The 18,957-nt window shown below is 30.0% G+C and carries 21 protein-coding genes; 8 read left to right on the forward strand and 13 right to left on the reverse strand.

The genetic code is table 11. The features are described from left to right. Window positions 1-18: 18 nt before the first annotated feature. Genes pflB through der form a run of 5 tightly spaced genes read right to left on the reverse strand, consistent with a single transcriptional unit; the run spans window position 19 to window position 6,559 of the window. On the reverse strand, window positions 19-2,481 hold the full coding sequence (gene pflB / locus AJ882_RS07130; protein WP_070279710.1) for a motility protein PflB: 2,463 nt from the start codon (window positions 2,479-2,481) through the stop codon (window positions 19-21). Window positions 2,482-2,490: 9 nt separating this feature from the next. After that, window positions 2,491-3,726, reverse strand: coding sequence for a serine--tRNA ligase (serS, locus tag AJ882_RS07135; protein WP_011049671.1), 1,236 nt, complete (start codon window positions 3,724-3,726; stop codon window positions 2,491-2,493). 10 nt (window positions 3,727-3,736) lie between these two features. Further along, window positions 3,737-4,696: a tryptophan--tRNA ligase gene (trpS, locus tag AJ882_RS07140; RefSeq protein ID WP_002858719.1), complete on the reverse strand. Its 960-nt coding sequence runs from the start codon at window positions 4,694-4,696 to the stop codon at window positions 3,737-3,739. After that, a complete protein-coding gene (locus tag AJ882_RS07145) occupies window positions 4,693-5,190 on the reverse strand; it encodes a shikimate kinase (RefSeq protein WP_002860280.1) in 498 nt (165 codons plus the stop codon). Before AJ882_RS07145 ends, trpS begins: the two co-directional genes overlap by 4 nt. After that, the gene (gene der, locus AJ882_RS07150) at window positions 5,177-6,559 is read right to left on the reverse strand and encodes a ribosome biogenesis GTPase Der (protein ID WP_002858744.1); all 1,383 of its coding nucleotides are present in this window, start codon (window positions 6,557-6,559) and stop codon (window positions 5,177-5,179) included. Before der ends, AJ882_RS07145 begins: the two co-directional genes overlap by 14 nt. Window positions 6,560-6,660: 101 nt before the next feature. Here der and AJ882_RS07155 point away from each other — a divergent pair, with 101 nt between their 5' ends. Genes AJ882_RS07155 through AJ882_RS07190 form a run of 8 tightly spaced genes read left to right on the forward strand, consistent with a single transcriptional unit; the run spans window position 6,661 to window position 12,403 of the window. After that, entirely contained in the window at window positions 6,661-7,593 is a 933-nt protein-coding gene (locus AJ882_RS07155) for a DMT family transporter (RefSeq protein WP_002865582.1), read from the forward strand. Next, window positions 7,590-8,405, forward strand: a complete 816-nt coding sequence (kdsA, locus tag AJ882_RS07160; RefSeq protein ID WP_002858652.1) for a 3-deoxy-8-phosphooctulonate synthase — start codon at window positions 7,590-7,592, stop codon at window positions 8,403-8,405. The genes AJ882_RS07155 and kdsA overlap by 4 nt, the downstream gene beginning before the upstream one ends. After that, window positions 8,402-8,866: a 6,7-dimethyl-8-ribityllumazine synthase gene (gene ribE, locus AJ882_RS07165; RefSeq protein ID WP_002854278.1), complete on the forward strand. Its 465-nt coding sequence runs from the start codon at window positions 8,402-8,404 to the stop codon at window positions 8,864-8,866. The genes kdsA and ribE overlap by 4 nt, the downstream gene beginning before the upstream one ends. Beyond that, on the forward strand, window positions 8,866-9,264 hold the full coding sequence (gene nusB / locus AJ882_RS07170; RefSeq protein WP_002824771.1) for a transcription antitermination factor NusB: 399 nt from the start codon (window positions 8,866-8,868) through the stop codon (window positions 9,262-9,264). The genes ribE and nusB overlap by 1 nt, the downstream gene beginning before the upstream one ends. Next, entirely contained in the window at window positions 9,261-10,100 is an 840-nt protein-coding gene (pyrF, locus tag AJ882_RS07175; protein ID WP_002860283.1) for an orotidine-5'-phosphate decarboxylase, read from the forward strand. Before nusB ends, pyrF begins: the two co-directional genes overlap by 4 nt. After that, window positions 10,097-10,882 carry a hypothetical protein gene (locus AJ882_RS07180; RefSeq protein ID WP_002867779.1) on the forward strand — a complete coding sequence of 262 codons (786 nt, stop codon included), beginning with the start codon at window positions 10,097-10,099 and terminating at the stop codon, window positions 10,880-10,882. Before pyrF ends, AJ882_RS07180 begins: the two co-directional genes overlap by 4 nt. A gap of 55 nt (window positions 10,883-10,937) precedes the next feature. Then, entirely contained in the window at window positions 10,938-11,831 is an 894-nt protein-coding gene (gene msrP, locus AJ882_RS07185) for a protein-methionine-sulfoxide reductase catalytic subunit MsrP (protein ID WP_002912604.1), read from the forward strand. Further along, window positions 11,831-12,403: a sulfite oxidase heme-binding subunit YedZ gene (locus AJ882_RS07190; protein ID WP_070279713.1), complete on the forward strand. Its 573-nt coding sequence runs from the start codon at window positions 11,831-11,833 to the stop codon at window positions 12,401-12,403. The genes msrP and AJ882_RS07190 overlap by 1 nt, the downstream gene beginning before the upstream one ends. On the opposite strand, the gene AJ882_RS07195 is transcribed toward AJ882_RS07190, so the two are convergent. The 8 genes from AJ882_RS07195 to rpsU form a co-directional block, all read right to left on the reverse strand. Continuing rightward, on the reverse strand, window positions 12,368-14,080 hold the full coding sequence (locus AJ882_RS07195) for an AAA family ATPase (protein ID WP_002867776.1): 1,713 nt from the start codon (window positions 14,078-14,080) through the stop codon (window positions 12,368-12,370). The two genes, AJ882_RS07190 and AJ882_RS07195, sit on opposite strands and share 36 nt — an antisense overlap. Further along, complete coding sequence (locus tag AJ882_RS07200; protein WP_002867775.1) at window positions 14,080-14,904, reverse strand: hypothetical protein; 825 nt, start codon at window positions 14,902-14,904, stop codon at window positions 14,080-14,082. Before AJ882_RS07200 ends, AJ882_RS07195 begins: the two co-directional genes overlap by 1 nt. A 10-nt stretch (window positions 14,905-14,914) precedes the next feature. Further along, a complete protein-coding gene (locus tag AJ882_RS07205; RefSeq protein ID WP_002854442.1) occupies window positions 14,915-15,391 on the reverse strand; it encodes a hypothetical protein in 477 nt (158 codons plus the stop codon). Window positions 15,392-15,399: 8 nt separating this feature from the next. Further along, entirely contained in the window at window positions 15,400-15,891 is a 492-nt protein-coding gene (locus tag AJ882_RS07210) for a YajQ family cyclic di-GMP-binding protein (RefSeq protein ID WP_002854188.1), read from the reverse strand. Beyond that, window positions 15,881-16,816 carry a D-2-hydroxyacid dehydrogenase gene (locus tag AJ882_RS07215; RefSeq protein ID WP_070279714.1) on the reverse strand — a complete coding sequence of 312 codons (936 nt, stop codon included), beginning with the start codon at window positions 16,814-16,816 and terminating at the stop codon, window positions 15,881-15,883. The genes AJ882_RS07210 and AJ882_RS07215 overlap by 11 nt, the downstream gene beginning before the upstream one ends. 2 nt (window positions 16,817-16,818) lie before the next feature. Next, on the reverse strand, window positions 16,819-17,988 hold the full coding sequence (locus tag AJ882_RS07220; protein WP_002858689.1) for a glutathionylspermidine synthase family protein: 1,170 nt from the start codon (window positions 17,986-17,988) through the stop codon (window positions 16,819-16,821). Between the two features lie 9 nt (window positions 17,989-17,997). Next, complete coding sequence (locus AJ882_RS07225; protein WP_002854351.1) at window positions 17,998-18,603, reverse strand: UPF0323 family lipoprotein; 606 nt, start codon at window positions 18,601-18,603, stop codon at window positions 17,998-18,000. Window positions 18,604-18,722: 119 nt separating this feature from the next. Next, complete coding sequence (gene rpsU / locus AJ882_RS07230; protein WP_002780697.1) at window positions 18,723-18,935, reverse strand: 30S ribosomal protein S21; 213 nt, start codon at window positions 18,933-18,935, stop codon at window positions 18,723-18,725. Between the last annotated feature and the right edge of the window lie 22 nt (window positions 18,936-18,957).

Raw genomic sequence — 18,957 nt, forward strand, 5'->3', positions numbered from 1 at the left:
AGAAATTTCTAAGCATTTTTAGTTGTTATTAATATCAAAAGTAAAAAATTCACTCTTAAAATTATTAGGTAAAGTTTTATACTGAGATATCGCAGCTTCATAGTTCTTTACTTCTTGATACAACATACCAAGAGCTGCTTTACTCTCTTTGTTATTTTTATCTGTAAGTTTAGAAAGCTGCAAAAGCGCTATAGCTGAATTTGGATTATTTGCACCTACGGCTGCTACGGCTGCTAAAAATAAAGTTTTAGTATCTTTAGCTCCATAATCATCAATCAAAGAATTATAAAGCGCATAAGCCTCCTCGTATTGCTGTGCAAAAATATCCAAATAAGCTAAAGTTTGTAAAATACCCTCATCTTTTGCTCCTGAAACATTAATCAACTCTTTAAATTTCTGTCTTTCTAAATTTAAAAGCCCTGCAATATGCATTAAATTAACATAAAATTCCCTAGCTATATTTGGCCCACCAAAAACACTACGATAATCAAGTTTTAAATTTTTAAAATGAATTTGAGCATTTTGAGCATATTCTTTAATATTTAAATTTGAATTTAAAGAATTAAAATACAAAATATTTGCCAAAATATCTTCAGGCAACTCTGAACGCAATTTAGCAATTTTCACATCTACTTGATTATTAAGGTTATTATTTTTAGCAATAATAGCTTCAAAAATCAAACTCAAAGGCGTATCTTTTTTTATTTCATCTAAATAAGGAAGCATAGAAATATAATTATTATTAACTAAAAATAACATACTTTTTTGCATATTAGCTTTAAAATTAGAATCAGCAGCTATATTATCAAGAATTTCATTGTAAAGTTTAGTTGTATCAATATCAATTAATTTTGCACAAAACATAGCAAAAGCACCTGCTAAGTAATTTTTAGGATTAAGATGATATGAACTTGAAAAATGCTTATAAGCAAGTTCATAATTTTGCACTTGGGCATAAGTTAAAGCCAAATTATAATGTAAAATACTATGTTCTGGATAATCCTTGATAAGTTTTTGAAATTCTTGGTTAGCAAGGCGTAACTTCTGATTTAATGCATAGTTAATAATATTGGCAATTTTTACATTGGTAGATGAAAGAGCTTTGCTTATATTAAGATAAATTCCCGCATCAGTACTATCATCAACGAAATCTGTAACATTAGCTTTTTTAATATATAAAGCAGCCTGCTTACTATCAAAAACCTGATAAGGTGCAAAATAAAAAAGCAAATCGAATTGATCTTTTTGTTTTTTTAGCAAATCTTTTGAAAAAGAATTTTGAGCAACTGCTATATTAAAAAGATCCTTATTTAAACGAACTTGAATTTTATAAGTATCTAAAATCTTATATCTATCTTTATCGTTATCATAAGAATTTTGCAAGCGCGCTAACATATCTTGATAATTTCCTGTTTTAATATCAACCAATGTTAAAGCCGCTAAACTCTGATTAAAATCTCTTTCAATTTTCATCGCTGTACTTAAAGCGACTTTAGCTTTAGCATATTCTCCTATTCTAGCGTATAAAAGACCTAAAGATAAACTAGATTCAAAATTACCTTGAGAATTTAATTGCTGTATAGCCTTGGAATCAAAGTCCATTTTTGCATAAATTTTAGCAGACAAATACTTTGCAACATCAGAATACGGCTCCACATCTGTTCTTTGTAACATTTGCAAGGCCTCAGGGTAATATCCTTTGTAATAATTAATCAAGCTTAAATAATAATCATATAATTTTGATTTTCCTTCTTTTGGAAGATACACTTGAGCTAAATCAATATAATATCTAAATTTTTCCTTATCATTAAGCTTTAAAGCACAAACAGCAGCATTGATAGCAGCTACACTTTGATTTTCTCCATTGGCTATAGCTTTCTTGAAGCTTTCAAAAGCTTCTTGGAATTTATTCTCATTCATTTGAGAAACGCCTAAATTATAATTAGATAAAGATTCGTTATATACGGCAACTTGCTCATAAACTTTTAAAGCCTGTTCAACCTCACCCTTTAAATATAAAGCATTTGCTTTTTGGATCATACCATCAATTCTTTGCATATCATTGTATTTATATGATTCATCAGGCATAATAACAGGTTGTTCTAAAGTCTTAGAAGCTATAATATCTGGTTTAATTTTTCCTTCACTAAAAGTTAAATAAAAAAGTGTAAAAACTAAAATACAAATAATCCCCAAAGATAAACCCACAAGAGACATAAACTTACGATCTTTATACCAAGGCGTAGGCTCTTGACTTTCAACTTCTTCAAAAGTTGATACATCTTCAGGCGCACTTTCTCTTGTAAATTTAAAACCACTTTCACTATTTTCTTGAGGTAATTCTTCTGGCAATGATGCAAATTCTTCATCTTCTGGAGCTTGACCCTCTTGCCCTTTAAATCCCTCTAAACTCTCATCAAGTCTTGGTTGATTTAAGCCATCTTCGGGTTTTTCTAGTATTATATCTTCTTGTTCAGCCATCTATACTCTTTAAAAATATTTTTTCAAAACATCAGGAATATGAATTTTTCCTTCTTTATCTTGATAATTTTCCATAATCGCTACCAAGGTTCTTCCTACTGCCAAAGATGAGCCATTAAGAGTGTGGACGAGTTCATTTTTTCCTTGTTCGTTTTTATAGCGAATTTTAGCGCGTCTTGCTTGAAAATCACGACAATTTGAAACCGAGCTGATCTCACGATATTTATTTTGTCCTGGAAGCCACACTTCAAGATCTACAGTTTTTGCTGCACTAAAACCCAAATCTCCAGTGCAAAGCATCAAATGTCTATGCGCTAAACCTAAAGAACTCAGCAAATCACTTGCACACTCAAGCATTTCATTAAACACACTATCACTTTGCTCAGTTTTAGTGATACTTACAAGCTCTACTTTTTCAAACTGGTGTTGTCTTATAATACCCCTTGTATCACGCCCTGCACTGCCTGCTTCTTTTCTAAAACAAGCACTATAACAAGTCATTTTTATAGGTAAAGTTTCACTCGCTAAAATTTCTCCGCTGTAAAGATTGGTTACTGGAATTTCAGAAGTTGAGATCAAATACAAATCCTCATCATCTACCTTATACATATCTTCTTTAAATTTTGGCAACTGACCCGTCCCAAACATAGTAGCACCATTTACCAAAAAAGGTACATTAACAAATTCAAATCCACGACTTCTATTAAAATCTATCATATAATTTACCAAAGCACGGCTTAATAAAGCTCCTTCATTTTTAAGCACACAAAAACGACTTTGTGAAATTTTTACCCCACGTATAAAATCAAGCCAATTTAAACTCTCGCCTAATTCAAAATGTTCTTTTGGAGTAAAATCAAAGCTAGGTGGATTTAAAACTTTTTTAAGCTCCACATTTTCATTTTCATCTTCACCCACAGGCACACATTCATCAGGGATATTTGGGATGGCATGAGCGATTTCCTCAAGCTCATTTTCTAAAGCATTTACTTTAGCGCTTTGCTCATTAATTTTGCTTTTATTTTCGCTTAATTTTGCTTTTAAACTTTCTTTATCTTCGGCTGTAGCAAGCTCTTTACTGAATTTATTTTGAAAAGCTTGAAATTCTTCCAAGGCTATTTTTTCTTTTTTTAAACTTGCAAAAAGTTCAGCAAGTTTTTTTAAGATATTTTCATCAACTTTTTTATTTTTTAACTTTTTAGCCACTTCATCAAAATTATTTTGCAAATTTTTTAAATCTAGCATTTTCTACTCCTTAAAGTCCGATTTTTTCATAAATTTTTTGCATTTTTTCTTGGGCGATTTTTCTTGCTTTTGTCGCACCAAAATCCAAAATTTCTTTCAAATGCGAAGGCTTTTCTAAAAGCTCATTATATTTTTCTCTTGCTTCTTTAAAATAAGCATTTACAAGCTCGTTTAAATATATTTTAAAATGTCCATAACCCTCACCACCTTTTTCATAGCGTATTTGTAATTCTTTTTGCCCTGATTCATCTAAAAAAAGCTTTGCGATTTTAAAAATATTGCAGTTTTCATGATCTTTTGGATCTTCTAAAGCGGTACTATCTGTAACTATGGAAGAAATTTGTTTTTTTAAGGTTTTTTCACTGCTAAAAATATCTATAGTATTTTGATAAGATTTACTCATTTTTGCTCCATCAGTACCCACAACCACAGCTACTTCTTCATTAACTCTCGCTTCTGGAAGGGTAAAAATTTCACCCCATTCATTATTAACTTTTAAAGCAATATCGCGTGCGATTTCAACATGCTGGATTTGATCTTTTCCTACAGGGACAATTCGTGTATCAAAAAGTAAAATATCTGCCGCCATTAAAACAGGATAAGAAAAAAGCCCATGTGAAGCACTAAGTCCCTTAGCAACTTTATCCTTGTAACTATGTGCACGCTCTAATAAACCCATAGGAGTAAATTGCGATAAAATCCAATAAAGCTCCATAACTTCCTTAACATCACTTTGCAACCAAAAAACGCTTTTTTGAGGATCTATACCAAGGCTTAAAAAAGCTGCAGCAGCTTTTAAGGAATTTTGTTTAAGTTTTTCTCCATCTTGAGAAGAAGTCATGGCATGATAATTAGCAATAAACATAAACATTTGGCTTTTTTCTTGTGCATCTACCATTTGCTTAATCGCACCAAAATAATTACCTATATGCAAATCGCCACTTGGCTGAAGGCCTGTTAATACTCTCATTTTATCACCTTTTTAATCTCGCTTAAAAGCTCATCTATATTTTTATTTTCTATATTTAAAATAAAATTTGCCTTTTGTTCATACTTGCTTAAACGCTCATTATATAATTTTTTTGCTTTAATTTCATCATAAAATAAAGGTCTTTTAGAAATTTCATCTTTGTCTAAACGCTTTTTTAAATATTCAAAATCTGCTTTTAAATAAATACAAAAACCTGCTTTTTCTAAATTTGAAACATTAACAAAACCCCCGCCTGTAGCAATACAAGCTTTCTCACAAGAACTAAAAAAATCAGCCATTTTTTGCTCTTGTTCTCTAAAAAAATTTTCCCCTTTTTGTTCAAAAATTTCACTGACTTTTTGATTAAATTTTTGTTCTATTAAAAAATCACTATCTAAAAAAACAAGATCTAAATCCTTAGCTAAAGCTCTTGCTAAAGTGCTTTTTCCAGAACCCATAAATCCTATAAAAACGATATTTTTAGCTTTCATCATTTTCTTTACTGCCCTTTTTACGCGAAGCAATCACTAAAGGCACACCTTCAAAATTAAATTCTTTTCTGATTTGATTTTGTAAATAACGCTTATAGCTAAAATGCAAGGCCTTAGGACGATTCATAATAAGTGCAATTTTTGGCGGTGCTAAGTCATATTGTACTGCATAATAAATTTTAACCAATTTCCCATAATCATGCGGCAAAGGATGTGCTCTTGTGGCATTTTCTATCAAAGTATTAAGCTTAGAAGTTTGGATTTTTTGAGTGAAATTTTCAAAAATTTGCAAAATTTTATCGAGTAAAACATGCACCCTTTTTCCACTTAAAGCTGATACGCTAATCACGGGTGCGTAAGCTAGAAATTTAAAACGATCAAGACGCAATTCTTTTACAGTCTTATCAAAATCCATCTCACTTTTATCCCATTTATTTAAAACAATAATCACACCTAAATAATGCTTAGCCACAAGCCCAGCAATACGTTCATCAAGCTCGTTAAAGCCCTCATGCGCATCTAAAACCAAAAGTGCTATTTGAGAATGAGATAAAATTTTTTCCGTGCGATTTAGAGCAAAACGTTCGAGTCCTTGAATTTTACCCCTTTTTCTAATACCTGCAGTATCAACAAATTCTATCACTTTATCTTTATGAACTACACTTTCATTAACAGGATCTATAGTAGTTCCTGCAATAGAACTTACAACACTGCGTTCTTGTTTAACCAAAGCATTTAAAAGACTTGATTTTCCAACATTTACACGCCCTACAATACCCACTCTGATATGATTTTGATCGACTTCTTTAAATTGAAATTCTTTTCCTTCTTCATAATACTCTAAAAAATCTTCTAAATTTTCTTCTTCATCGGGGATTAAAAACTCTTCATGTAAAAATTTTTCAAGCCATTCATAAAGTTCATCTAAGCCTACATTATGGGTTACTGAAAGATTAAAGATTTCCTTTACGCCAAAATTTGCAAACTCCCAAGCCCTTTCTTCATCTTTTTTATTATCTACTTTATTAATCACTAAGGCTATAGGTTTTCCAAGTTTTTTTAAAGAATAAAAAAACTGTCTATCCTCATCATCAGGCGCTAATTTCCCATCAACTAGATAAAGTATGATATCGCTTTCTTTAGCTACTTTTAAAGTGTTTTTTTTCACATTTTTAAAAAGTTCATCACTTTCATCAAGCCCCCCACTATCAATAAGCATGGCTTTTTTTGAATGAATATGAATTTGCGTTTTATTTGTATCTCTAGTTGTGCCTGAAATATCACTTGTAATAGCTATTCTTTGTCTTGCCATTCTATTAAAAAGGCTTGATTTTCCCACATTTGGCTTACCTATAAGTATAATGCTTTGCATTTTTTTCCTAGAAAATTATATTTTTAAAATTATATAAAATTTGGCTTAATATTAAGCAAAAAAAGACTAGAATTAACCCAGATTTTAGTCAAGGAAAAAAAATGCTAAAAGTAATCAAGCATAATTTAGGAATTTATTTCATGATTTTAGCATGTTTGGATTTTGCACTTATGGGAGCTTGTGCAAAAATTCTTAGCAAGGAAATGAGTTCTATAGAAATTATGTTTTTTAGAAATATCATAGGAATTTTTTTCATAGTCTATCTTTTAAAACGATCTAAGGCACATAAAGAAGGGGGATATTTTTGGCTCTTGGTATTTCGTGGAGTAGTAGGCACGCTTTCACTATATATGTTTTTCTATAATGTTTCAAATATTACACTAGGTGGAGCTTTTGCTTTTCAAAAAACTGCTCCTATTTTTATTACTTTAATAGCTTTTGTTGTTTTTAAAGAAAATATTGGCATCAAAGGCTGGATAGGAATTTTAATAGCATTTGGTGGAGTGCTTTTAATCGCTCAGCCTTGGGCTCATAATTTAAATCATTCAGGCTTTGATTTAAAAAATTCAGTTATAGGTATTACGAGTGGATTTTTAGCCGCTTTAGCTCTTACAAGTGTAAGAGAACTTAGAAAATCTTACACTACAGAACAAATTGCCTTTTCTTTTATCCTTTTAGGAACCTTAATGCCTTTAATTTCTATGATCAGTGCTGAATTTTTTGAACCACAGCATCTTGATTCTTTACATTTAGATTTCATTCTAGCACCTTTTGTGATGCCAAGTCTTACAGCTTGGCTTATCATTGCCATTATGGGAACTTTAGGCACCATTTATCAAATTCATGTCACTAAAGCTTATGGTATCGCTAAACAAGCAGGAGTGGTTGCTGGAGTTAGTTATCTTGATGTAGTATTTAGTATGATAGTTGGGATAATTTTGGGAGATAATTTACCAAGTACTATGGTTTTTTTAGGTATAATAGGCATTATTTTTGGTGGATTAATTTTAGTTAAGAACAAAGGAAAAAAATGAAAAAAATGATACTCATTGCTGGTCCTTGCGTGATAGAAAGCAAAGATTTGATTTTTAAAGTTGCTGAACAGTTAAAAAATTTTAATGAAAATCCAAATATAGAATTTTATTTCAAATCAAGTTTTGATAAGGCCAATCGCACAAGTATTAATTCTTTTCGAGGTCCTGGTCTTGAAGAAGGATTAAAAATTTTACAAAGCGTAAAAGATGAATTTGGTATGAAAATCTTAACCGATATACACGAAAGCAATCAAGCAAACCCTGTAAGTGAAGTAGCTGATGTCTTGCAAATTCCTGCTTTTTTATGTCGTCAAACCGATTTACTTGTAGCCGCAGCAAAAACTAAGGCAAAAATTAATATCAAAAAAGGACAATTTTTAAACCCAAGCGATATCAAATACAGCGTTAAAAAAGTTCTACAAACCCGTGGTATAGAAGATGAAGGCTATGAAGCTGCTCAAAGAAATGGTGTTTTTGTAGCTGAAAGAGGAGCTAGCTTTGGCTATGGAAATTTAGTAGTAGATATGCGTTCTTTAGTTATCATGCGTGAATTTGCTCCAGTAATTTTTGATGCTACTCATAGTGTACAAATGCCAGGGGCTGCAGGTGGAAGTAGCGGAGGGAAAAGCGAATTTGTAGAACCTTTAGCAAGAGCGGCAGCAGCCGTAGGCATAGATGGCTTTTTCTTTGAAACACATATTAATCCTTGCGAGGCTTTATGCGATGGACCTAATATGCTTAATCTTACACGCCTTAAAAATTGCGTTAATACATTACTAGAAATACAAAATATCATAAAGGAAAACAAATGAATATTATTGAAGGAAAATTAAATTTAGACTCAAATACAAAAATTGCTATCATTAATGCAAGATTTAATCATATCATCACAGATCGCCTTGTAGAAGGAGCAAAAGATGCTTTTTTAAGACACGGGGGCAAAGAGGAAAATCTAAGCCTTATACTTGTTCCTGGTGCTTTTGAACTTCCGTATGCGTTAAAAAAAGCTATAGAAAGCAAAAAATTTGATGCAATTTGTTGCGTAGGCGCAGTAATTCGTGGCTCAACTCCGCATTTTGACTATGTTTCAGCAGAAACCACCAAAGGCATAGCCAATGTGAGTTTAAATCATAATATCCCTGTAAGCTTTGGTGTTTTAACTACAGACACAATAGAACAAGCCATAGAAAGAGCTGGAAGCAAAGCAGGCAATAAAGGCTTTGAAGCTATGACAACTGTAATCGAGATGTTAAATTTAAGCAAGGAGCTTTAATGGCAACGCGTCATCAAGTTCGCCAAAGCGTCATCTCCTTACTTTATGCTTTTGAATTAAATTCTCAAAACAACGTTTTTGTAGATGAAATTTTAGATGAAAAAAAAATACGCAATGAACAAAAAAATTTTACTTTAAATTTATATAATGGAATTTTAGATAATTTAAACAATATTGATGAAACCTTAAATTCATTTCTAAATGATAATCAAATTACAGCTTTAGGACATGTAGAAAGAGCTATACTAAGACTTGGAGCTTATGAGTTACTTTTTACCGATACTCCTAGCGCCATTGTCATCAATGAGGCTATAGAACTTGCTAAAGAACTTGCTAATGACAATTCTCCAAAATTTATAAATGGAGTTTTAGATGCCTTAATAAAGGCTAAAAAATGAAGCTTTGTGTCGCACTTGATCTTTCTACAAAAGAAGAATGCTTACAACTTGCCAAAGAATTAAAAAATTTAGACATATGGTTAAAAGTAGGTTTAAGAGCATATTTAAGAGATGGTTTTAAATTCATAGAAGAACTTAAAAAAGTTGATGATTTTAAAATATTTCTTGATCTTAAAATTCATGATATTCCCAACACTATGGCAGATGCTTGCGAAGAAGTATCAAAACTTGGTGTTGATATGATCAATATCCACGCAAGTGCTGGAAAAATAGCCATACAAGAAGTTATGACACGGCTTAGCAAATTTTCAAAAAGACCTTTAGTTTTAGCAGTTTCTGCTCTTACGAGTTTTGATGAAGAAAATTTCTTTAGTATTTATAGACAAAAAATTGAAGAAGCTGTAATTAATTTTTCAAAAATATCCTATGAAAATGGACTTGATGGTATGGTATGCTCTGTTTTTGAAAGCAAAAAAATTAAAGAGCACACAAGTTCAAATTTCTTAACCCTTACTCCTGGAATTCGTCCTTTTGGAGAAACAAGTGATGATCAAAAACGTGTTGCTAATCTTGCAATGGCTAGAGAAAATTTGAGTGATTATATCGTTGTGGGAAGGCCTATATATAAAAATGAAAATCCTAGGGCTGTATGTGAAAAAATTTTAAACAAAATACACAGAAAAAATATAAGCGAAAACGATATAGAGCAAAATTATGAAGTAATTCAGCAAAAAGAATGGGATATGTGTAATCACTTTGAAGAATGGATTAAAACTCAGCCTGATAAAGAACATGCTTTAAAAGAATTTTATGCTAAGTGTGGGATAAAATATTGAATTATCAACAATTAGAATGCGATTACTTTAATCTTTACAATCAGTTTCTTAGCGTGGATTTTCAAATTTCATTATTTGAAAAAGATCATAAAGGTTTAATTAAAGATTTTATATTTTTTTATTATCAAATTTTAAAACAAAAAGACTTGAGCTACTTACTTGAGATAAGAAATAAAATTTCCCTGAAAGTTTATAATTATATGCAAGAGCACTCCACTTCTCCAAAAGATTTAAGTCTTATTTGTCTAAGAGAAAATAAACATATTGAATTTTTTCAAATATTTTACAAGGCTCTCGCTTATTTTGTAGCCTTTAGAAAAAAACTTGATGAAGAACAAAAAATTAAAAATTTGATTTCAAATATCAATGACTGTTTTGGCTATTATTTTTTGAATTCTGACTTTAACAATCTTCAAAATTTTCAAAAAAGCGATTTGTTCACCTTACCTGAAAAACATCTTAAATATTTTCACTTCGCCATGATTCATCTTTGTTTCATGGTTTTAAATCCTTTAAATTTTAAAGACTCTAATCGGCATCTTGATAAAGCGATTAATTATCTTGTCGATGGAACTTTTGAAATTTATGAGCTCATCTTTAAAGAATATTTTTTATTGTTTTCAAAAGATAAAGAGCTCAAGGATGAACTTAGAAAATTAAAAAAATTAGAATTTAAAATTCTAATGCAAGAAACTTCAAAAATTAAACTACTTAATCATTATAAAGAATTTTGCGAAGAAATATTCTACAATATAGAACTTGAAAAAATCACACAAAATTAATCCTGTATTAACATTGTTATAGTTTAATAATAAAAATTTTTAATAAGGAAAAATTATGCTTATAACACCTGAAAAACTTTATAAACAAAGGAGAAGTTTTTTAAAACTTGGAGCGGGTGCTTTAATAAGTTCAAGCGTGCTTGCTTCTAAACTATCTGCTTTAAATTTCACAAGCGATACTAATCCAAACAAACTTGAAATCAGCGATGAAGAACTGGCTACAAATTATGTCAATTTTTATGAATTTTCAACAGATAAAAGAAAGGCTGTATCATTGGCACAAAATTTCAATACTCAAAATTGGAAAATCGATATCAGTGGAGAAATAGAAAAACCTTTAACTTTAAGCATGGAAGATATTTTAAAATTTCCACTAGAAGAAAGAATTTATCGTTTTCGCTGTGTTGAAACTTGGTCTATGGTGGTACCTTGGGTAGGCTTTGAATTGCGTCGTTTGATTGAAATGGCAAAACCTACAAGCGAGGCAAAATTTGTTAAATTCACCACTCTTTTAGACAAGAGTCAATTTCCCGATCAAGACGCTTTATTTCCAACTATAGACTATCCTTATGTAGAAGGACTTCGCATGGATGAAGCTATGCATCCTCTTACCTTGCTTGCAGTAGGAATGTATCAAAAAGCCTTAAAGCCTCAAAATGGCGCTCCAATACGCCTTGTTGTTCCTTGGAAATATGGCTTTAAAAGTATTAAATCTATAGTTAAAATAGAATTTACCAAAGAACAGCCTAAATCCACTTGGGAAAGTTACGCTCCAAGTGAATATGGTTTTTATGCTAACGTCAATCCTAATGTTTCTCATCCTAGATGGTCTCAAGCTAACGAGAGGGCTTTAGGAGACTTCTTTACCAAACCTACTTTAATGTTTAATGGATATGAAAAAGAAGTGGCAAGTTTATATAAAAACATGGACTTGAAAGTGAATTTTTAATGCAGACAAAATACTTTAAATTTCTTGCTTATTTTAGCTTTATCATAAGTTTAATCTATGGCTTTTATCATATCATAGAAGCCTTTGATTTTGTAAAAGAAGCCTATATTTACACTGGAATATTTGCTTTAATCTTTTTAAATTTAAGTATTTTATTTTCTTTACTTAAATTTAAAAAAACAAAAAATTATCCTAAAATTTTAGGTATTTTTGCAGCTTTTTGGGCGATTTTGCACTTTTTAAATTATTTTATTTTTGATAGAAATGCTCAAATTTTAAGGCTTTTCGATGATATTTCACATCGTTTATTAGAAGCAAGTGGATTTATCGCATTTTTAATCATATTTTTAATGCTTTTAAGTTCTTTTAAAATCTTTAAAAAACTTAGTAAAATCAGAAAACTAGGATATTTATGCTTAGTTTTGGCAAGTTATCATTATTTTTTAACCCCAAAAATTCCTATGTTTTGGGAATGGAGTGCTTTAATTATAGCTTTGTTTTATTTTATAGTTCGCTATACAAAAACATTAAAAAAGTTAAAATCCAACAATCTTACTTTTATCAAAACTTGAATTTAATTCTTTTTGTATACTTTCTATAAAATCTTGCATTTTAAAAACCCCATCTTGTGATACAGCTACTTTCAAAGCTGTATTCTTCACCACCATTAAAATTTGTGCTCCACTTAATTCATAATTTGATAAAATATTTATATCAAAATCTTTTTCAAATAATGCTTTTTTAGGTAGAAATTTTTCCCAAATTTTAAGCCTATCTTTAAAATCAGGTTTTTTAAATTCTATCTTATAATCAAATCTTCTTGAAAATGCACTATCTAAGCTTTCTAAAAAATTTGTCGTAGCGATAATCACACCACTAAAACGCTCGATTTGCTCTAAGAATATATTTTGCATTTGATTATGCATTTTATCACTACCACTACTTCCATCTACACGCGTACTTAAAAACTGATCGGCTTCATTGAGAAGTAAAATAGGACTTTGTTTGCAAGTTTGCACGATATTTTTATAAGTATCAAAAATTTTTCTTACATTTTGCTCACTCTCTCCAACCCATTTGCTCAAAATTTTAGAACAGTCAAAACTAAGAACAGATTTTTTCATTGATTTAGCCATAGCTAAAGCTGACATAGTTTTTCCAGTACCAGCAGGACCATAAAAAATAATTTTAGCTTCTATATTTTTATTACTCTTTATACCCCAAGAATGGAGTCTTTCTAGGACTTTTTTATCTTGTTGTTTTAAAATATTTTCTAAAAGCTCTTTTGTATTTTCAGGCATAATAATATCATTGATGTCAGTGCTTGGTTCTATAAGCTCGAAAATATCTTGATCTTTTAAAACACTTTCAATTTTGATTTTTTTACTTTGTTTTGGTTCAAAATTTATAATTCTTTGTAAAATTTCATCAATAATAAAAAAACTTTTAGAAATATCTCCAAAAGCATTTAAATATTCATCATACTCGATTAAGTTTAAAAGAGGAGCATTTTCTTGTAATAGTTTTTTGTTTTTATGTCTTTCTAAATCATTTTCACTGATTAAAGAAAGTAAAGAATTCATTTCTCTAGAAATCGAACTTTCATTACTTAAGGCATATTCTTCTTTTAAAAGTGCTAGAAAAATAATTTGTTCTTTATGTTCAAGATTATATTCTTTAAAAATATCAGCCAATATATTATAAAATTTACTTTTTTTTAGTCTTTCTTTGATATGTTTTTCATAAAGTTTAATTTGGTTTTTTATTTCACTATTATAAGCACTTTTTTGTATAAAACTTAATCTTTCATATAATTGAATACGCGCAAATTCATCTTTTAAATATTCTAAATAATCTGCATAAGCCTCTTGTTTCTCAAAGTTTAAACGAGGTTTTGCTTCTAAAAATTCTAAAAAATATTCACTTAGACTAAGCTCGCTTTGCAATAAGGCAAGAGTTAATGTTTGAGTTTTATTATTTTCTAAACTTTTAAAAAAACTCGAATTTTGATTTACAAAACCTCTTTCAATAAGTTTTTTTAAATCCTCCAAAGCATCAAGATAAAGATACTTATCATTTCCAAAAATTGTCGATAATAAAGTAAAGGCATTGATAGAAGAAATAGAAACGACATAATTTCTACAAAGCTCCCTAAGAATCAAAGCCTCATTTTTAGCACACTTAAGCTCTTTATAAATTTGAGTATCTTCTATATTTTTCAAACTTAAAAAATTTTTTAATTTTTCCATTATTTTTTAAATTCCTTAAGCTCATCTTCATTAAATTCTACGCAAATATTTTCATCTAAAAAATGACCTTCAAAAGGTAGATAACAAATTTTTAGTTTTCCATTATTAAGCAAAAAATTATTATTAAATTGTAAATTTTGCAGATCTTCAAAACACTCATCACATGTATTTTTAAGCTTCTCATGTAAAAGATTTTGAAATTTTTGATTTTCAGTATTATATAAATCATTTAGTTTTACAAACGCGTGAGCATTAATATCATAAACAAAATTATTCAACTCTAAAATAGCACGACTCATACCATCTTCATAAAAATAATACCATTCTTCAAAACTAATTTTTCCATCTTGTAAAAAAATAGGTTTTTGGTGAATTTGTTCAAAACTAAATACACCCTTATGAACAGGATGAAATTCTTTAAAATCATCATTAAAACCTATAAAATCAAGACTACGCTTTATACGAATGCCATCTTGCGTTTCGACAAGTTCTAAAGTAGTTGTTCCTAAATTTTCTCCTTGAAAATTTTTATTATCATATGTAAGCATTTTAGAAGAATTGATTTTATATTTTTTACGCTCATCCTGCCAAAAATCATTTGTCTTAACGAGCGGAATCTCTAAATTTCCATTTATATCATCAACAATTAAAAAACTAGAACTTGTTTGATTTTTATCCCTGTCAAAAAGTGGAGTCATAGGTGCATTATCATAAACTATGGCAAAAATTTCTTTATCCTGCAAATGATAAAAATACAATTCACCTTTATAAACTTGCGCTAAAGCTAGATTTACAAAGCAAAATACCAGTAAAAAAAATTTCAAACTCTATCCTTCAATTTTGAATATGCGTTAAGATAATTTTAGTATGTGAAATTTTATCAAAAAAACTTACTTTATTATCACAAACTTGATAAAAAATTTCATAATTTTTTGCTTTTAAATTTTGTTCAAAACCACAATCAGTTTTTTCTAAATTTTTACCCTGCCATAAAGCATTTGCCTTTAAAATATCACTTAAAATATCATCATAATATACATTTTTAAAAAATTTTTGATTAAACACTTTTTTATCATAACACACTGCATTGATACAAATTTTATCTTTGATTTTGAGTTCAAAAAAAGCTTGCCCTAGTTTATAAACTTCTAAATTTAAAGCATTATTTTCTTTTTTTAAAAAAGCTGCGTCATTGATTTTTATCATAGGAGAAGCAATCAAAACCATCAAGCTTTGACTCGAAAAATTTTGATTTTTCACACTACAAGCACAAAGAAAAAAAATAAAACACAGAGCTAAACAATGCTTCAAATTTGACCTTATTTAAGATTTTTAAAACTGATATTTAACTCTAAATCAAGCTCTTTTACAAGCTTCATCACAGCTTGTAAATCATCAATTTGTTTTGCTACAACACGAATTTCTTCACCACGAATCGAAGAATTAACTTTAAGTTTGCTATCTTTGATAGCTTTATTGATTTTTTTGGCATTTTCACTATCAATAGCATCGTTTGCTTTCAAATTTAAACGAAACATTGCTCCACTTTCACGAGAAAGCTCTTTAATAGCATTAGGATTAATTCCTCTTTTGATAAGTTTAGAAATCACTATATCTTTTAAAACATCAAGCTTTCCTTCACTAGAAGAACTGAGTTTAAAAATACTCTCTTTTTCGCTTAAATCAATCTCACACTTAATTCCTTTTAAGTCATAACGACTATCAAGTTCTTTTTTAGCTTGTTCAAAAGCATTTTTTAACTCTTGTTTATCTAAAGCTGCTGAAATATCAAAACTATGTTCACTTGCCATTTTCTATCCATTCTTTTAAATTATTATAAACTATATCCATTAAAGCATTTAAAGCCTCCTTGCTCGCCCACGCAACATGAGGAGTGATAATAAGATTTTCTTTATTTTTAATGCTTAAAAGTGGATGATTTTTCATCATAGGTTCAATTTCTAAAACATCAAGCCCTACACGAATATTTTTTTTATCTATGATTTTAGCTAAATCATTTTCATTGACAATCCCACCTCTTCCTACATTAATCAAAATCGCATTATCTTTTAAAAGCTTTAATTCTTCAAAGGCGAGTAAATTTTTGGTTTTTTCATTTAAAGGTGCGTGGATACTTATAATATCGCAAGTTTTTAATAAATCTTTTAATTCCAAATGTACAAAATCTGCGTTTTTATTAGCTCCACTCGTAGAATAATAATAAATTTCGGCTCCAAAAGCCTTTGAAATTTTTGCCACTTCTTTACCTATGGTTCCTAAACCTATAATACCATGTTTTTTACCACTTAAGGTGTTTAAAATTCTACTATAATCTGTAAAAATAGGACTTTCACACCATTTACCCTCTTTGCTCCATTTGTCATAATAAGGCACTTGATTTAAAAAAGCAAACATAAATGCAAAAGTATGTTGCACCACACTCATAGTAGAATACCCAGCAGCATTTTTTACAATAATACCTTTTTCTTTAGCATACTCAATATCGATATTATTAACCCCTGTAGCAGTTTCCAAAATGAGTTTTAAATTTTTACAAGCATCAATCACATCTTTATCAATTACAACCTTGTTTGTCATGGCGACATTAGCATCTTTTAAACGCTCTATGGTTTGCTCTTTATTTGTTGTGGTATAAATTTGCAAAGAACCAAATTTTTCAAAAACACTTAAATCATAATCCCCTAAAGTTGCCGCATCTAAACAAACAATTTTCATTTCTAATCCTTTATAATATGTCCTACAAATTTAGAATAATTATCAAGCACAAGTCCTCCTTTTCTAAATCCTAAGCCACACCCTTCATAAGCAAAGAAAACACCTGCTTGATAGTATTCGTTTTCACATGAATTAAACTCTACATATTCTTGATAAATAGCCTTATTATTCCCATAAGGACCTACATTCTCATGCAAAGTTTTTCCATCTTTAATTATACTGATATTTGCACCTTCTCTACCAAAAACAGGTTTTTTAACATAGTTTTTACCTTCTAAAGGAGTATCTTTTGTTTCTAAAAGTAATGGATGATTTGGATAAAGTTCCCATAGAATTTTTAAAATTCCCTTAGATTGAAATAAAAGCGTATAAGCAGGATTTAAAATAATTGCTCTTTGATTACGCATGATTTGAGTTAAAAGCATAGCAAGTTCACCCTCTTCTATGGCTATATCTTCCCAAGGAATAAGCTTAAACCAATACTCATAATTTTCACCCTCTTTAAAAATTCCTTCTTCACTAAATTCTACCTCATCTACAAAGGAAAAATTAGTTTGAAAACCTGCTTCATTGGCTATATGTGCAAGCAATTTTGTAGTGATTTCCTCTTCTTTACTTCCTGCAACACTTGAAAAAAGAATTTTCCATCCTTGATAATGCTCTTCAAACCCTTCAACACTTTCATCAAGGGTAATAAGTCTTTTAAAATTATCCATCAAACTTTCATAAATGCTGTTAAATTGTGCGCTTTCATCCATTCCATTTTGTTTTAAAAGTGCCCATTGTAAAATCGCACTTTCAAAAAGAGCAGTAGGGGTATCAGCATTAAATTCTATAAGTTTTATAGGCTTGCCATCAAGTCCACCCGCTAAATCAAAACGCCCATATAAATGCCAATGAACCTCATTTTCCCAACTCATCTTAATCGCATCAATAAGATTAAAAGGAATTCCAAGCTCATCAAAACGATCATTATTAATCACTTCTTGCGCTGCAGCAATAAACATATCATAAAGCTCATTTACCGCTTCATAATAAGCATTAGCTTCACTTTCCTTAACACAAACTAACTTATTGCTAATATAATCACTTCCATCTTCATCTGTATGCCAAGAAAAACCTATATTTTCTAAATAATCTTTTTGAAGTTTGTCTACTTGTAATAATTGCATTATTTATCCTTAAGAGCCAAAAGAAGAACTAGAACTTGTGGCTTTAGAGCCTCCACCAAAAAAACCTGATTTTTTAGCACTTGAAGCAGAGCTTGTTGTGCCTGCTTTATTAAAACTATTAACACTCCTTTGATAAGCACTTTGATTTGAAAAAGCACCGCGTTGTTGGTTGGCAAAATTTTGATTATTGAAAAGTTTTGAACCTATCCAACTTCCTAAAATAGCACCTGCAGCACTTGCGAGTAAAGTTTCCCCTAAACTCAATCCCCCACTACTGATTTGTCCATTGTCTTTAGTTAAATTTGAAGTTCCATTATCAATTTTAGCTGCTTCTTCTTTAATCAAAGCATCCATTTCTTCTTTGGATAAAATTCTTTCTGTACCATTAAGATCTTTTAAAACTACCCTTGTTTCATCACTTGGATATTGATCTTTGATTTTATACTGCCCTGGAGCTGTTTCTTCGATAATTACAAAAGCTCCTTGAGCATTAGCTGCTTGATTTAAAGTATCTGCATTGTCATTATTACTTCCACAACCTGCTAAAGCACCTCCAGCAACAGCTGCTAAACCACCTATCATACCAATTTGAATGATTTTTTTGATTTTTTTCATAAGTTTATCCTAAAAACAGAAAATTTAAATTAGAAATTTTAACAAAAAATAATAAATACTTTTTAATTTAATACCAAATGAAGTTTGTAGATATAAAAAAGCCCTTTCGGGCTTTTGGGTTAGAGTCTTGACTCGTAGCGTCTAAGCATATAAAGTCTTTTAAGCATTTTTTTGCGTGCTGAAATTTTTTGTTTTTTGCGAATTTCAGTCATAGGCTCAAAAAATCTTCTTGCTCTTACTTCAGTCACAACTAGATTTCTATCTACTTGTTTTTTGAATTTACGATACGCTTCATCAAAAGACTCGTTAGGATGCACCTTGATTCCTGGCACAGTCCTCACCACCTTTCTGTGT

This window comes from Campylobacter sp. BCW_6461 (assembly GCF_001762735.1).
Lineage (GTDB): Bacteria > Campylobacterota > Campylobacteria > Campylobacterales > Campylobacteraceae > Campylobacter_D > Campylobacter_D jejuni.

What these genes read in the sequence shown, in the direction of transcription:
- pflB (WP_070279710.1), bottom strand. Translation starts at nt 2,481, where the DNA reads ATGGCTGAACAAGAAGATATAATACTAGAAAAACCCGAAGATGGCTTA.
- serS (WP_011049671.1), bottom strand. Translation starts at nt 3,726, where the DNA reads ATGCTAGATTTAAAAAATTTGCAAAATAATTTTGATGAAGTGGCTAAA.
- trpS (WP_002858719.1), bottom strand. Translation starts at nt 4,696, where the DNA reads ATGAGAGTATTAACAGGCCTTCAGCCAAGTGGCGATTTGCATATAGGT.
- AJ882_RS07145 (WP_002860280.1), bottom strand. Translation starts at nt 5,190, where the DNA reads ATGATGAAAGCTAAAAATATCGTTTTTATAGGATTTATGGGTTCTGGA.
- der (WP_002858744.1), bottom strand. Translation starts at nt 6,559, where the DNA reads ATGCAAAGCATTATACTTATAGGTAAGCCAAATGTGGGAAAATCAAGC.
- AJ882_RS07155 (WP_002865582.1), top strand. Translation starts at nt 6,661, where the DNA reads ATGCTAAAAGTAATCAAGCATAATTTAGGAATTTATTTCATGATTTTA.
- kdsA (WP_002858652.1), top strand. Translation starts at nt 7,590, where the DNA reads ATGAAAAAAATGATACTCATTGCTGGTCCTTGCGTGATAGAAAGCAAA.
- ribE (WP_002854278.1), top strand. Translation starts at nt 8,402, where the DNA reads ATGAATATTATTGAAGGAAAATTAAATTTAGACTCAAATACAAAAATT.
- nusB (WP_002824771.1), top strand. Translation starts at nt 8,866, where the DNA reads ATGGCAACGCGTCATCAAGTTCGCCAAAGCGTCATCTCCTTACTTTAT.
- pyrF (WP_002860283.1), top strand. Translation starts at nt 9,261, where the DNA reads ATGAAGCTTTGTGTCGCACTTGATCTTTCTACAAAAGAAGAATGCTTA.
- msrP (WP_002912604.1), top strand. Translation starts at nt 10,938, where the DNA reads ATGCTTATAACACCTGAAAAACTTTATAAACAAAGGAGAAGTTTTTTA.
- AJ882_RS07190 (WP_070279713.1), top strand. Translation starts at nt 11,831, where the DNA reads ATGCAGACAAAATACTTTAAATTTCTTGCTTATTTTAGCTTTATCATA.
- AJ882_RS07195 (WP_002867776.1), bottom strand. Translation starts at nt 14,080, where the DNA reads ATGGAAAAATTAAAAAATTTTTTAAGTTTGAAAAATATAGAAGATACT.
- AJ882_RS07210 (WP_002854188.1), bottom strand. Translation starts at nt 15,891, where the DNA reads ATGGCAAGTGAACATAGTTTTGATATTTCAGCAGCTTTAGATAAACAA.
- AJ882_RS07215 (WP_070279714.1), bottom strand. Translation starts at nt 16,816, where the DNA reads ATGAAAATTGTTTGTTTAGATGCGGCAACTTTAGGGGATTATGATTTA.
- AJ882_RS07220 (WP_002858689.1), bottom strand. Translation starts at nt 17,988, where the DNA reads ATGCAATTATTACAAGTAGACAAACTTCAAAAAGATTATTTAGAAAAT.
- AJ882_RS07225 (WP_002854351.1), bottom strand. Translation starts at nt 18,603, where the DNA reads ATGAAAAAAATCAAAAAAATCATTCAAATTGGTATGATAGGTGGTTTA.